Source organism: Burkholderia cepacia complex sp. TUM26381 (assembly GCF_057439935.1).
This window is the reverse complement of sequence record NZ_CM172007.1, coordinates 2,788,327-2,800,321: the sequence shown is the minus strand read 5'-3', so window position 1 is coordinate 2,800,321 and position 11,995 is coordinate 2,788,327. Positions and strand designations below refer to the sequence as shown.

The 11,995-nt window shown below is 68.6% G+C and carries 14 protein-coding genes; 5 read left to right on the top strand and 9 right to left on the bottom strand.

Annotated elements, in window-relative coordinates:
- Window positions 1-38: 38 nt before the first annotated feature.
- Window positions 39-206, top strand: coding sequence for a hypothetical protein (locus ACWMMN_RS29275; protein WP_174992874.1), 168 nt, complete (start codon window positions 39-41; stop codon window positions 204-206).
- A 70-nt stretch (window positions 207-276) separates the two neighbouring features.
- Here the strand turns inward: ACWMMN_RS29275 and ACWMMN_RS29270 are convergent, their stop codons facing one another.
- Window positions 277-1,326 (bottom strand): AraC family transcriptional regulator, encoded by a 1,050-nt coding sequence (locus tag ACWMMN_RS29270; protein ID WP_256086748.1) that lies wholly within the window; start codon window positions 1,324-1,326, stop codon window positions 277-279.
- 70 nt (window positions 1,327-1,396) lie between these two features.
- On the opposite strand from ACWMMN_RS29270, the gene ACWMMN_RS29265 reads away from it, so the two are divergent.
- Complete coding sequence (locus tag ACWMMN_RS29265) at window positions 1,397-2,608, top strand: MFS transporter (RefSeq protein WP_059237604.1); 1,212 nt, start codon at window positions 1,397-1,399, stop codon at window positions 2,606-2,608.
- A gap of 30 nt (window positions 2,609-2,638) precedes the next feature.
- On the opposite strand, the gene ACWMMN_RS29260 is transcribed toward ACWMMN_RS29265, so the two are convergent.
- The 4 genes from ACWMMN_RS29260 to ACWMMN_RS29245 form a co-directional block, all read right to left on the bottom strand.
- Window positions 2,639-3,484 (bottom strand): helix-turn-helix domain-containing protein, encoded by an 846-nt coding sequence (locus ACWMMN_RS29260; RefSeq protein WP_486423494.1) that lies wholly within the window; start codon window positions 3,482-3,484, stop codon window positions 2,639-2,641.
- 48 nt (window positions 3,485-3,532) lie between these two features.
- Window positions 3,533-4,090 (bottom strand): carboxymuconolactone decarboxylase family protein, encoded by a 558-nt coding sequence (locus ACWMMN_RS29255; RefSeq protein ID WP_059237602.1) that lies wholly within the window; start codon window positions 4,088-4,090, stop codon window positions 3,533-3,535.
- 134 nt (window positions 4,091-4,224) lie between these two features.
- Window positions 4,225-4,986: an isocitrate lyase/PEP mutase family protein gene (locus tag ACWMMN_RS29250; protein ID WP_059237601.1), complete on the bottom strand. Its 762-nt coding sequence runs from the start codon at window positions 4,984-4,986 to the stop codon at window positions 4,225-4,227.
- Between the two features lie 135 nt (window positions 4,987-5,121).
- Window positions 5,122-5,589 carry a MarR family winged helix-turn-helix transcriptional regulator gene (locus ACWMMN_RS29245; RefSeq protein WP_059237600.1) on the bottom strand — a complete coding sequence of 156 codons (468 nt, stop codon included), beginning with the start codon at window positions 5,587-5,589 and terminating at the stop codon, window positions 5,122-5,124.
- An 81-nt stretch (window positions 5,590-5,670) separates the two neighbouring features.
- Between ACWMMN_RS29245 and ACWMMN_RS29240 the strand changes: the two genes are divergently transcribed.
- Both ACWMMN_RS29240 and ACWMMN_RS29235 read left to right on the top strand, forming a co-directional pair.
- The gene (locus ACWMMN_RS29240) at window positions 5,671-6,039 is read left to right on the top strand and encodes a YciI family protein (protein WP_059237599.1); all 369 of its coding nucleotides are present in this window, start codon (window positions 5,671-5,673) and stop codon (window positions 6,037-6,039) included.
- Between the two features lie 90 nt (window positions 6,040-6,129).
- Window positions 6,130-6,747, top strand: coding sequence for a glutathione S-transferase family protein (locus tag ACWMMN_RS29235; protein WP_174992871.1), 618 nt, complete (start codon window positions 6,130-6,132; stop codon window positions 6,745-6,747).
- A gap of 36 nt (window positions 6,748-6,783) precedes the next feature.
- Here ACWMMN_RS29235 and ACWMMN_RS29230 read toward each other — a convergent pair whose 3' ends face one another.
- From ACWMMN_RS29230 to ACWMMN_RS29215, 4 genes are all read right to left on the bottom strand, one after another.
- Window positions 6,784-7,506 carry an HAD family hydrolase gene (locus tag ACWMMN_RS29230; protein WP_174992870.1) on the bottom strand — a complete coding sequence of 241 codons (723 nt, stop codon included), beginning with the start codon at window positions 7,504-7,506 and terminating at the stop codon, window positions 6,784-6,786.
- Between the two features lie 23 nt (window positions 7,507-7,529).
- Window positions 7,530-8,501, bottom strand: coding sequence for an ornithine cyclodeaminase family protein (locus tag ACWMMN_RS29225; protein ID WP_486423493.1), 972 nt, complete (start codon window positions 8,499-8,501; stop codon window positions 7,530-7,532).
- A gap of 108 nt (window positions 8,502-8,609) precedes the next feature.
- On the bottom strand, window positions 8,610-9,740 hold the full coding sequence (locus ACWMMN_RS29220; RefSeq protein WP_486423492.1) for a DSD1 family PLP-dependent enzyme: 1,131 nt from the start codon (window positions 9,738-9,740) through the stop codon (window positions 8,610-8,612).
- 129 nt (window positions 9,741-9,869) lie between these two features.
- A complete protein-coding gene (locus ACWMMN_RS29215; protein ID WP_407045105.1) occupies window positions 9,870-10,829 on the bottom strand; it encodes a LysR substrate-binding domain-containing protein in 960 nt (319 codons plus the stop codon).
- A gap of 133 nt (window positions 10,830-10,962) precedes the next feature.
- On the opposite strand from ACWMMN_RS29215, the gene ACWMMN_RS29210 reads away from it, so the two are divergent.
- Window positions 10,963-11,838, top strand: a complete 876-nt coding sequence (locus ACWMMN_RS29210) for a LysR substrate-binding domain-containing protein (protein ID WP_059237593.1) — start codon at window positions 10,963-10,965, stop codon at window positions 11,836-11,838.
- Window positions 11,839-11,995: the final 157 nt, after the last annotated feature.

Here is an 11,995-nt window from a genome sequence, read left to right as displayed (position 1 = left end):
CGCATCGATGCGATCGGTCGACGCGCAGGAGGGACATCATGACGGAACGGGATCACGAGATCGCCGATCTCTCGAAGGAATTGCTGGGCCGGATCGTGCAAGGCACCGTGGCGAGCGGCGCGGTCGTCGATGCGGAGCACTGCGCGGCGCTTGCCGTGCAGTGCGCGACGGCGCTGGTCGACCGGCTGGAAGCGCGCAGCGGCTGAGCGCTGCCATCGTGCGTGGCGGTGACTTGAGCGACGCCTGGCGGCCGTCGCGAGCCTCACGCGCGACGCATTATGCTTCGACGCGCACCTCGCCGTCCGCGCGCACCGCACCCGGCGGCTTGCCGACCACGCGCTTGAACGCACGGCTGAACGCGGCCAGCGAGCCGTAGCCGAGCCGGTACGCGACGGCTTCGATCGTCTCGCGGTCGCGCGCGATCCACTGCGCGGCGAGCCGCATCCGCAGCTCGGTCAGGTAGCGTACGGGCGTCATCCCGGTCGCCGCGAGAAACCGTTCGGCGAACACCGAGCGCGACACGCCCGCTTCGGTCGCGAGTTCCGCGACGCTCCAGTTGCGACCGGGGTCGCGATGCAGCGCGACGATCGCGCGGCCGAGCTTCGGCTCGCGCAGCGCCTGCACCCAGCCCGTCGCGTCGCCGCATCCGCACTCGACCCAGCCGCGCACGATGAACGCTGCGACCACATCCGCGAGCCGCGCGAGAATGCCCGCGAAGCCCGCGCGCGCCGTGCATGCTTCGCGCTCCATCGCGTCGAGCATCGGGCGGATTTCCGGGTAGCGCGCGAGCAGCGTGCCCACATGCATGAACTCGGGCATCGTGCCGACCAGCGGCTGCATGCCGCCGAGATCGAGTTCCATGCACGCGCTGAAGATCAGCGCATCGCCGGCGCCCGGCTCGGTCGTCGCGCAACGGGCCGGCGACGCACCGGCCGATGCCACCGACGCGACCGTATCGCAGATCTTCGCGACCTCGAAGCCGTTGAGTTCGTGGCACGGCGCATCCGCGTCCGACACCAGCGCGTGCACGCGGCCGTGCGGCAGCAGGATCGCGTCGCCGGCCTCGAGCCGCATCGTCTCGCCCGACGCATCGCGCAGCAGCACGGGCCCGCGCACGACGAAATGGAACTGCGCGCGGCCCGTCACATGGCCGAAATTCAGCCCGAACGGCCGCGCGACCTGGATGCGGCGGTACTGCACGCCGCTCAGGCGCATCCCCAGCAGCAGCTCGCTGATGAGGTCGTGCACATCGGGAATCGGGGGCAGAAGAGGCTCGGACATATCGAGATTCGGACGTTCGATCAATAAGCACGGATTGTATGTCATAGACCGTCCTGACGTGGTTCCTTACGATACGCCCTCATCAGTACTTTCCCTAACCGACACGGAACCACGCATGAATCCCGGAATCTCCTCGGCCGCCTCGACGGCGGCCCCCCGCGAACCGGCCTGGGGCGCGGTATTCGCGATGGCGCTCGGCGTGTTCGGGCTCGTCACGGCCGAATTCCTGCCGGCGAGCCTGCTGACGCCGATGGCCGACAGCCTCGGCGTGACCGAAGGCGTGGCCGGGCAGGCCGTCACGGCCACCGCGACGGTCGCGCTCGTCACGAGCCTGCTGATCTCGGCGCTGACGCGCACGATCGACCGGCGGCGCGTGCTGCTCGTGTTCTCGGTGCTGCTCGTCGCGTCGAACCTGGCGGTCGCGTTCGCGCCGAACCTGACGACGCTGCTGATCGGGCGCGTCGTGCTCGGCATCGCGCTCGGCGGCTTCTGGACGATGGCGACGGCCACCGCGATGCGGCTCGTGCCGACGTCGATGGTGCCGCGCGCGCTGTCGATCATCTTCAGCGGCGTGGCGGTCGCGACGATCGCGTCCGCGCCGATGGGCAGCTACTTCGGCCACCTGATCGGCTGGCGCAACGTGTTCCTGATCGCGGCCGCGCTCGGCGGCCTCTCGTTCGTGTCGCAGATCCTCACGCTGCCGTCGATGCCGCCGAGCGGCACGACGCGGCTGCGTACGCTGATCGACGTGCTGCGCCGGCCGACCGTCGGCCTCGGGATGTTCGCGACGATCCTCGTGTTCACCGGGCATTTCGCGTTCTTCACGTATCTGCGGCCGTTCCTCGAACAGGTGGCAGGTGTCGGCGTGAACGGGCTGTCGGCGATCCTGCTCGGCTACGGCATCGCGAACTTCGTCGGCACGTCGCTGGCCGGCCGCGTGCTCGAACACCGACTGCGGCCGATGCTGATCGGCATGCCCGCGTTGATGGTCGTGCTCGGCATCGCGCTCGTCGCGCTCGGCCGTGCGCCGATGATCGACGCGGTGCTCGTCGCGTTGTGGGGGATGGCGTTCGGCGGCGTGCCGGTCGCGTGGTCGACGTGGGTCACGCGTACCGTGCCCGACGAGGCCGAGAGCGCGGGCGGGCTGATCGTCGCGGCCATCCAGCTCGCGATCGCGACGGGGGCGGCGGCCGGTGGCGTCGTGTTCGACGCGAACGGCGCGGCCGGCGTGTTCGTCGGCGCGGCCGTCGTGCTGGCGGTCGCGGTCGCGACGATCGTGACCGGCGTGCCGAAGCGCGTCGGCGTGGTGTCCGCGCTGGCGGAATGACGGATGCCGGCGGGCCGCCCGGCCCGCCGCTCAACGTACCGGCACGTGCGCGTCGAGCAGTTGCCGGTGACGCGCTTCGGTCGCGTCGTCGGCCGGAAACATGCACTCCATGCGCAGTTCCTGCGCAGCCGCGCTTTGCGGCGTACCGACCGTCGTGATCAACGAGAAGTAACGCAGCTCGACGCCTTCGTGGATAAAGCCGATCGGGATGACCGGCAGCGACGGCGCGGCGGCCGGCGCCGGCGGCGTGTTCCAGTCGCGCGGCGCATCGGGGCTGGCGAGCAGGTCGTCGAGCAACTGCCGGGTTTCGTCGTCGAGCACGCGGCCGACCGATTCGCGATGCACGCGCTGCAGCAGGCTGCGCGACACGGTGCCCCAGTCGGCCACGAACGGCCGCATGCCGTGCGGATCGAACATCAGGCGCAGCAGGTTGCGCGGGCCTTCGCGCGCAGCCATGTCGATGAAGCAGCCGAAAAAGCGCGGCGCCGCATCGTTGGTCATCAGCACGTTCCAGTGGCGGTCCATCACGATCGCCGGAAACGGCTCGTGCTGCCGTACGACGCGTTCGAGCGCGCGGATCACGCCATGCATCTCCTGCGCATCCCACGGCGCTTCCGAATACACCGGCGCATAGCCGGCCGCGAGCAGCAGCGCGTTGCGCTCGCGCAGCGGCACGTCCAGCGCCTGCGCGAGCGTCAGCAGCGTGTCGCGGCCCGGCACGCTGCGTCCGCTTTCGATGAAGCTGATCTGGCGCTGCGAGATGCCCGCGTCGAGCGACAGGTCGAGCTGGCTCACGCCGCGCACGTCGCGCCAGTAGCGCAGCAACTGGCCCAGTTCGTGCGGCGGCGTGTCCGGATCGCGGCGGCTGGCGTTCATCGGGGGGGGCTGATCGTTCCGTGATCGACGCGAACGACTATATCGGACTCACGCGGCATGCGCATGCCACGCGAATGCGTCGAACGGCGCTTCGAGCGCGGGCTGCGCGACGCTGCCGACGTAGTTCGTGATCGTCGACGCGGCGACGACGGCGATCACTTCCAGCAACTGCCCGGCACTGAATCCCGCGTCGAGAAACGACTGCCGGTCGGCGTCGGCCAGGTGGCCGCGCGTGTCGATCAGCGCGCGCGCCGTGGCCGACAGCGCGGCCAGTTTCGCGTCGACGGGCAGATCGCCGCGCCGGATCGCATCGACGTCGGCGGGCGCCACCCCCTGTTTCAGCGCGAGCGCGGTATGGAACGCGACCGGCCATTCGCTTGCGTTCGTCACCGCGTTGGTGAGCAGCAGCGTCTGGATCTGCGGCTCGGTGAGGCTGCTGGCATGCACGCGCTCGAACAGGCCGATGAAGCCGTTGATCAGCACCGGCGACGCGGCCATGGCTGCCGCGATGTTCGGGACGATGCCGAAGGTGTGCTGGAGCTGCCGGAGGACAGGCTTCGATTCGGCCGGCGCGGAATCGATCGTATGAAGCGGATAGGCGGACATGATGTTCCCGGGCGAGGAGCGCCGCCGGAATGGCGGCGCGACACCCGAAGCGTAAGAGCGTGCGTGTCGTGCGCCAATTACATGCAATGTAATCGTTCGATGCACACCCGGCGCGCGATCGCTCCGCGAATCCGCTAGCCGCCTTGCTTGACCATCGAAGCCAGCGTCTTCATCGCCTGCAGATACGGATAGGGCCCGTGGCTGATGCGCGCCACGCCGTATTCCGCGAAGTCGGCGAGCGTCGGCGTTTCCGCGACGCGCATCACGTTCACGGGCAGCGGCGACGCGGCCGTCAGCGCGCGAATGAGCGCCGGCGAGCGAAGGCCCGGCACGAACAGGCCGTCGGCCCCGGCTGCCGCATACGCACGTGCGCGCGCCAGCGTCGCGTCGAGCAGGCGTTCGTCGTGCGTATCGGCCGCTGCCTTGAAGAACACGTCGGTGCGCGCATTGATGAAGTAGTCGGCACCCGCACGATCGGCCGCCTGCCGTGCCGCGGCGATCCGGGCTGCCGCTGCTTCGGTGTCACGCAATTCGCCCGTTGCCGGAACACTGTCTTCGAGGTTGCAGCCGATCGCGCCGGCCTGGATGCTCAGCGTGATCGTGTCGCCGACATCGTCCGGCCGCTCGCCGTACCCGCTTTCGAGATCGACGGTGACGGGCAGGTCCGTTGCGCGCGTGATCCGTTCGAGCACCTCCATCATCAGCGCGCGCGGCATCTGCTCGCCGTCGACGAAACCGTTGGCCACCGCGACCGACCAGCTGCCGGTTGCCAGTGCGACGGCGCCCGCGTCGGCGACCGTGCGCGCACTGCCGGCATCCCACACGTTGAACAGCGCCAGCGGCTGGCCCGCGCGGTGTAGCGACCGGAAATACGCGCCTTTCTCGTTGCTGCTCATGCTCGCTCCTCCTTGTGAAGACCGGATTGGTTGTCGTGCCGAGCGATATTGCCACCGAATCGGGCGCCGTGAGGCATTCGTACGATGACAACTGACAAGGAATGGCAGGAGACCGGCAACCGGTCGCGCGCCGGTTCAGTCGCGTGCCGCCGGATCGACCGATAGCGCACGCAACTGGCCGCGCAACTGATCGACTTCGCCCGGTGCGAACGGGCGCTCGATGTCGGCATGGGTCTGTTGCCACAGCGGGAACGCGTCGGCCAGCAGGTCGTGGCCGGCCGGCGTCAGTTCGAGCAGGCGGCTGCGCCGGTCGTCCGGGTCCTGGATGATCGTCACGAGGCCGCGCCGCTCGAGCGGTTTGAGCGCGGCGGTGAGCGTGGTGCGGTCCATCGCGAGCAGCGACGCGACCGATTTCATCGGGGCCGGTTGAGGCCGGTTCAGCGACATCAGCAGCGAGAACTGGCCGTTGGTGAGGTCGAGCGGGCGCAGTGCATCGTCGAAGATGCGCGCAAGATTGCGCGCCGCGCGCTGCATGTGCAGGCACAGGCAGCAATCGCGCACCATCAGCGTCGTTTCGAAAGGAAGCGTTTCTTTTCGTGCCATGTTGCAATTGTGTTGATATCAACCTATCTTGTCAAGGTCGAGGCGCGGCAGCCCGCCGCGCCCGTCATCGGAGGAGAAGGCATGAGTGCTCAACAGCAGTTGTATCTCGCCGTATTTCTCGGGACCAAGGATAGTCCGGCCATGAAGGCGTGGGTGGCGCTTCCGGAGGAGGCGCGGCGCACGCGCGAGCGGGACGGCATTGCCGCATGGCATGCGTGGGTCGACCGTCATCGCGACGCGATCGTCGAGATGGGCGGGCCGCTCGGCAAGACCAAGACCATCGACGCGGGCGGCATCAAGGACACGGCCAACGCGCTGAGCGGCTTTACGGTCGTGCGCGCGGCGTCGCACGAGGCGGCCGCCGCGCTGTTCGAAGGCCATCCGCATTTCACGCTGTTCCCGGGCGTGGCGATCGACGTGATGCCGGTGCTGGCGATTCCCGGCGCGTGAGCGACCCGTCGTGCCGGGCGCCGCGCGTCGCGTCGATGCGCCGTGGCCGGCAGGCGGATATTTTCCCGACATTCTGGATGGAGATTGGCGATGAAGCTTTACGGATTTGCCGGCACGCGTTCGCAACGCGCGCTGTGGGGGCTGAAGGAACTGGATGCGGACTTCGAATTCGTGTCGGTCAACCTGCTCGAGGGCGAGCACCGGCGGCCCGAGTTCCTGCGCCTCAACCCGGCCGGCAAGGTGCCCGTGCTGGTGGACGGCGACCTCGTGATTCCCGAGTCGGCCGCAATCGTGCTGTACCTCGCGGACAAGTACCCGGAAAAAGGGCTGCTGCCCACCGACCCGGCGCTGCGTGCGGAGGCCTACCGGTGGGTCATGTTCGCGGTGACGGAGCTCGAGCAGCCGCTGTGGCGGATCACGCGGCATTCGTTCATCTATCCGCCGGAGAAGCGCTCGCCGGCCGATATCGAGCTGGCGCGCGAGGATTTCACGACGATGGCCGCGATCCTCGACAAGCATCTCGAAGGGCGCGACTTCATCGTCGGCGATTCGCTGACGGTGGCCGATTGCGTGACGGTCTACCTGATCGACTGGGCGAGCGAATGCCACCTGATCGAACCGTTCCCGCAACTGCGCGCGTATCTCGAGCGGCTGTATGCGCGGCCGAAGGCGCCGCAGCGGATCGCGGACGCACGCAAGGCGGCGTGACGGCGCGATGCGGGCATGCGCCGCACCCGGTTGCGGTCACGACACGTCGTCGGGGCCGCCGAGTGCGCGACACAGCATCGACAGGTCGCGCAGTGTGAGGTGCGGCGTCGCGGCCTGCTGCGGGGTGGGTTCCGTTGCCGGCCGCGGGTCGCGAACGACCCATGCGGCCTGAAGCCCCGCATTCAGCGCACCGACGATATCGAGGTGGAAGTCGTCGCCGACGTGCAGCAGTTCGGCCGGACGCACGCCGAGTGCGTCCGCCGCCGCATGGAAGATCTCGGGTTCCGGCTTCGCGAAGCCGAATGCGCGCGCGCTGAGCGTCGTGCGGAAGAATTCGCCGCCGCCGGTCAGCCGGAGATCCGCGTTGCCGTTGGTCACGGCAATCAACGGAAAACGGGCGCTCAACCACGCGAGTGCTGGCAATGCGTCTTCATAGAATTCGACGCGGTTCCGCGCGGCATAGAACACGTCGTACGCGGCGTCGGTCAACGCGACATCTTCGTTCGCGCGCGCCAGCGCCAGCTGGATCGAGCCGATTCTCATCGCGCGAAAATCGCCGGCGAGGTCCGGGCGCAGCCGTTCGTATTCCTCACGGAGCTCGCTCAATGCCTGTTGCGTGGGCAGCACACGCCCGGTATTGGGTGCGCGCTCGATCAACCATGCGCGCAGCAGCGCCTCGGCTCGTATGACGGAAGGCCCGAACGGCCACAGGGTGTCGTCGAGATCGAACGAGACGGCGGAAACTTTGGCGAGACGCATGGCGGTTGAAAGAGGAGGGTTGCTTACCAGGGCCACGGAACGGAGGTTCCGGTGCCGTTGTCGAGGGCGTGCCGATACAGGAAGCGTGCGACGGTCAGGTCCTGAAGCGCGAGACCCGTCATGTCGAACACGGTGATGTCGTGCGCGGCACGGTCGACCGACACCGCACCGGCGAGGATGTCACCGATTTCCGTGCGCGGCAAATCCGGCGCCCACTGGCACTCGCCGATGCTGCGCGCCTGGTCGTGATCGTCCACGAAAATGCGCGCGCGTTCCAGCACGCCGGCCGGCAGCTCGCGCTTGCCTGCGGTATCGGCGCCCACGCAGGTCAGATGGGTGCCCGGCTGAACCGCGGCCGCGTCGAACAACGCACCGCCGCCGGGTGTTGCCGTGATGACCACGTCGCTGTTGGCCACCGTGTCGTTCCGGTCGCGCGCCACGCTGATCGTGCATCGCTCCAGGAAGGCCGATTCGAACTCCGGGTCCGGCTCGCCGCTGACGTTCACGTACCGCACCGTGCACCGCTGCGGCAGCAGGCTCAGCGCGTAGTCGAGCTGGACGCGCGCCTGCACGCCCGTGCCGAACACGCAGATCCGCGTGCTGTCGGGGCGGGCGAGCTGTTGCAGCCCGAGGCCGCCGGCTGCGCCGGTCCGCGCGGTGGTGATCGCGTTGCCGTCCATGATGCACAGCGGGCGGCCCGTCGCCGGATCGAACAGTGCGACGGTGGCCTGATGCGGCTCGCCGCCGACGCGCCGGTTGCCCGGCCAGAACCCGGCCGCCTTGAAACCGAGCAGATCCTGGCCGGCGACGTCGCCCGACTTGATGCCGAACACGCCGCCGGTGTGCAGCTTCTCGCGCACCACCGGGAATACGCGTCCGGCCCGCCGACTGTGCAGCACGAAGGCTTCGCGGACCGCCGTCATGACTTCTCCGGCCTGAAGGGCGGGCGCGACGGCATCGCGGTCGAGAAGCAGGAGTCGGGCGTCTGTCGGCATGGTCGGGAGCGCCTTTTCGGCGCAAGACGAATCGAAGGTGTTTAAATTTTGTCCAGATTTGGATAAATAGTCAATCCGTGGCGGAGCGGCGTGGACCCCGGGCGTCGCTCACCAGCCGTAGAAGCGCGGCCACGTTTGTGCGGCGCCGTCTTCGCCGATGGCCTGGTATTCGGGATGTTGCGCGCCGGTCGCGCACGCATGATTCGGCAGGATGCGCAGGCGCGTGCCGATCGGAAACCGTTGCGCGATGCCGGTGTCCGGCGAGCCCGTGCGCGATACGATCCCGTGCTCCTGGTTGGCCGCGCTCATCACGTAGTCGCCGAGCACGTCGCCGGCTTCGGCGCAGACCTGCCCGTAGCCGAAATCGTGCGCCTGGCGCTGCGTGCCGCGGTCGCGGCTCATCGCCATCCAGCCTGCATCGACGATCGCCCAGCCTTTCTCTTCCTGATGGCCGATCACGGTGGTCAGCACCGACAGTGCGATATCGGACAGTCCGCATACGCCGATGTTGTGCATCACCAGGTCGAACATCACATACACGCCGGCGCGCACCTCGGTCACGCCGTCGAGGCGTTGCGCCGACAGCGCGGTGGGCGTCGAGCCGATGCTCACGACCGGGCAGGGCAGCCCGGCGGCTCTCAGGCGCTCCGCGGCCCGCACGGTGCGGCTGCGCTCCTGTTCGGCGACCGCCGCCAGCGCGTCGGGCGTGTCGAATTCGTAGCTGGAGCCCGCATGGGCCAGCACCCCGCCGAGCACCATCCCGCCGTCGACCAGTGCGCGGCCGACGTCGATCAGCAGGTCGGCTGCGGGCGGGATGCCCGAGCGGTGGCCGTCGACGTCGACCTCGATCCACACGTCGAAGCGTTCGCCGTGCTCGCGCCCGAACGCGGCGATCGCGTGCGCGGCCTGCAGGCTGTCGGCGACGATCTTCAGGTCGCAGCCTTGCCGGCGCAACGCAAGCGCCTGGCCGAGCTTGGCGGGCACCATGCCGACCGCATAGACGATGTCGCGTACGCCGCCCGCGAAGAACTGCTCGGCTTCCTTGAGCGTCGACACCGTGATGCCCGGTGCGCCCGCCGCGATCTGCGCATCGACGACGTGCCGGCATTTGGTGGTTTTGACGTGCGGCCGGAACGTGACGCCGAACGTGTCCAGATGCGCCTGCATGCGTGCGATGTTGCGATGCATGCGGCCGACATCGATCAACGCGGCCGGGGTGTTGAGGGTTTGAAGGTCCACGATGGGTTCGATTGCGAGGTTGCCGATGCGGACACTGTAGGACGATTGGCATGCACCGTGTTTAACGCGGGACTAATCCATCATTAAATGCGACTTAATCAAGCGGACCTCGCGGACGCGTGGCGCGACTCATGCGTTGGCACGCCACGGCGGCGGATCGAGAAACTGCCGCGCGGCTTCGAGAAAGACCCGCTGGCGCGCCGAACGGCCGGTGCGCGACGGCAACAGCGCCGTCACCGGCGCGGACGGCAGGTGCCAGCCGGGCAGCAGCCGGACGAGCTTGCCGTTCGCGAGTAGCGGCGCGACGTCCCACTCCGAGCGTTCGACGATGCCGAGCCCGGCCAGCGCCCATTCGGTGATGACGGTGCCGTCGTTCGACGACAGCGCGCCGGAAACGCGAATGACGGCGGACCGCCGCGACTCGCCCTTGACGTCACCATCGGGCGAGAAACGCCAGCGCGGAATGTCCTCGTCGTTTTCGCGCAGGCACAGGCAGTCGTATCGCGCGAGGTCGGACGGATGATTCAGGTCCTTGATGCGGCGCGCATAAGCCGGGCTCGCACACAGGAAACGCTCGTTGGGCGCGAGCGGATAGCCGATCCACGACGACGACCTGAGGCTGCCGACATGGACGACCACGTCGGCTCCCGGCGCGCTGGTCAGCGGGCTCTCCGACAGGTGCAGCGAGATTTCGAGCTTCGGGTGCGCGCGCTGCACATCGCGCACGATCCGCGCGACGTACTGGCGGCCGAAGCCGAGCGGAGCGACGACGCGCAGCGTGCCCTGCACGTCGCCGTGATCGCCCGCGATGCTGACCGGCAGCGCCTCCACGCGCTCGAGAATGCCGACGGCCTCCTGGTAGAGCCGCTGCCCTTCGTCGGTCAGCGCAATCCCTTTCGGCTGCCGCACCGCGAGCCGCGCGTTCAGGCGCGCTTCCATCCGCTGCAGGCGAATCGTGACCGCGGGCGGCGTGAGGTCGAGCAGGCGCGCGGCAGCGGCCAGTGAGCGCGACGCGCCGATCGCGCGGACGAGCCGCAGGTCGTCGAGATCGAGCATTTCATGTCTCTTAATGCTGGGGGCGTCGGTCATTAAACCGCATATCACGCGGCGAAGCCATCGACGCGGCGGGACCGCGCTTGTCACATTCGGCCGATACATTGAATTTCCCGATGCCGTCCGGCATTCGGCACGAATTTTCCGATCGATTGACCGACCGTCCGTCATGACCCTCACCCAGCTTCGCAGCTTCATCGCCGTCGTCCAGCACGGCGGCTTCACCGCGGCCGCCCGTGCGCTGTCCACCAGCCAGACGACGATCACGTCGCAGATCCAGACCCTCGAACACGAACACGGCGTCGAGCTGTTCCACCGGCGCGGCCGGCGCGTCGAACTGTCGGCGGTCGGCCTCGAATTCCTGCCGATCGCGCGCCGCATCTGCAGCGACGAGAGCGACGCGGCCGCGCTGCTGCGCGACAGCGGTGCGTTGCAGCGCGGCTCGCTGAGGATCGGCGCGGTCGGCCCGTTCCACGTGACGGAGATGATCGAGGCGTATCACGCGATTCATCCGCGCCTGCACCTGTCGGTCGCGCTCGGCAATTCGGAAACCGTGCTGCGCGATCTCGACCAGTACGTGTGCGACGTCGGCGTGGTGGCGCGTGCGTTCGAGGACGCGCGCTACTTCACGCAGCGCTATGCGAGCTTTCCGGTGATCGCGTTCGTGCGCGCGACCCATCCGTTCGCGACGCGCGACGCGATCACGCTGCGCGAACTGGCCGGCGAGCCGCTGCTGATGCGCGAACCGGGCTCGACGACGCGCCGCGCGCTCGAAGACGCGATGGAGACGGCCGGCCTGACGCCGCGCATCGCGATGGACATCGGCAGCCGCGAGGCGTTGCGCGAGGCCGTCGCGCGCGGGCTCGGCGTCGGCACCGTGTCGAAGGCCGAGTACGTGCCCGACGAGCGGCTGCGGCCGCTGCGCATCGACGGCGATCCGGTCGAAACCCATATCCACGTGTGCTGCCTGAGCGAGCGGCGCGACAGCCGGCTGGTCGCGTCGTTTTTCGAGGCGGTCGCGCGGTGCCGGCCGCTCGACGCGTGACAGCGGATCGTCCGGTGCCGGCCCGCGGCGGCGATCGATCGAAAATTTCGGTCGATCCATCGTCGATCACCGGGATTTTCGATCATGAACGCGTCATCGCGGATGCCTAACCTGCTGCTCAACCCCATTCCATCCAGGGACGAGCATGAACTTCGCT

What these genes read in the sequence shown, in the direction of transcription:
- ACWMMN_RS29270 (WP_256086748.1), bottom strand. Translation starts at nt 1,326, where the DNA reads ATGACATACAATCCGTGCTTATTGATCGAACGTCCGAATCTCGATATG.
- ACWMMN_RS29275 (WP_174992874.1), top strand. Translation starts at nt 39, where the DNA reads ATGACGGAACGGGATCACGAGATCGCCGATCTCTCGAAGGAATTGCTG.
- ACWMMN_RS29265 (WP_059237604.1), top strand. Translation starts at nt 1,397, where the DNA reads ATGAATCCCGGAATCTCCTCGGCCGCCTCGACGGCGGCCCCCCGCGAA.
- ACWMMN_RS29235 (WP_174992871.1), top strand. Translation starts at nt 6,130, where the DNA reads ATGAAGCTTTACGGATTTGCCGGCACGCGTTCGCAACGCGCGCTGTGG.
- ACWMMN_RS29230 (WP_174992870.1), bottom strand. Translation starts at nt 7,506, where the DNA reads ATGCGTCTCGCCAAAGTTTCCGCCGTCTCGTTCGATCTCGACGACACC.
- ACWMMN_RS29255 (WP_059237602.1), bottom strand. Translation starts at nt 4,090, where the DNA reads ATGTCCGCCTATCCGCTTCATACGATCGATTCCGCGCCGGCCGAATCG.
- ACWMMN_RS29225 (WP_486423493.1), bottom strand. Translation starts at nt 8,501, where the DNA reads ATGCCGACAGACGCCCGACTCCTGCTTCTCGACCGCGATGCCGTCGCG.
- ACWMMN_RS29240 (WP_059237599.1), top strand. Translation starts at nt 5,671, where the DNA reads ATGAGTGCTCAACAGCAGTTGTATCTCGCCGTATTTCTCGGGACCAAG.
- ACWMMN_RS29260 (WP_486423494.1), bottom strand. Translation starts at nt 3,484, where the DNA reads ATGAACGCCAGCCGCCGCGATCCGGACACGCCGCCGCACGAACTGGGC.
- ACWMMN_RS29245 (WP_059237600.1), bottom strand. Translation starts at nt 5,589, where the DNA reads ATGGCACGAAAAGAAACGCTTCCTTTCGAAACGACGCTGATGGTGCGC.
- ACWMMN_RS29250 (WP_059237601.1), bottom strand. Translation starts at nt 4,986, where the DNA reads ATGAGCAGCAACGAGAAAGGCGCGTATTTCCGGTCGCTACACCGCGCG.
- ACWMMN_RS29210 (WP_059237593.1), top strand. Translation starts at nt 10,963, where the DNA reads ATGACCCTCACCCAGCTTCGCAGCTTCATCGCCGTCGTCCAGCACGGC.
- ACWMMN_RS29215 (WP_407045105.1), bottom strand. Translation starts at nt 10,829, where the DNA reads ATGACCGACGCCCCCAGCATTAAGAGACATGAAATGCTCGATCTCGAC.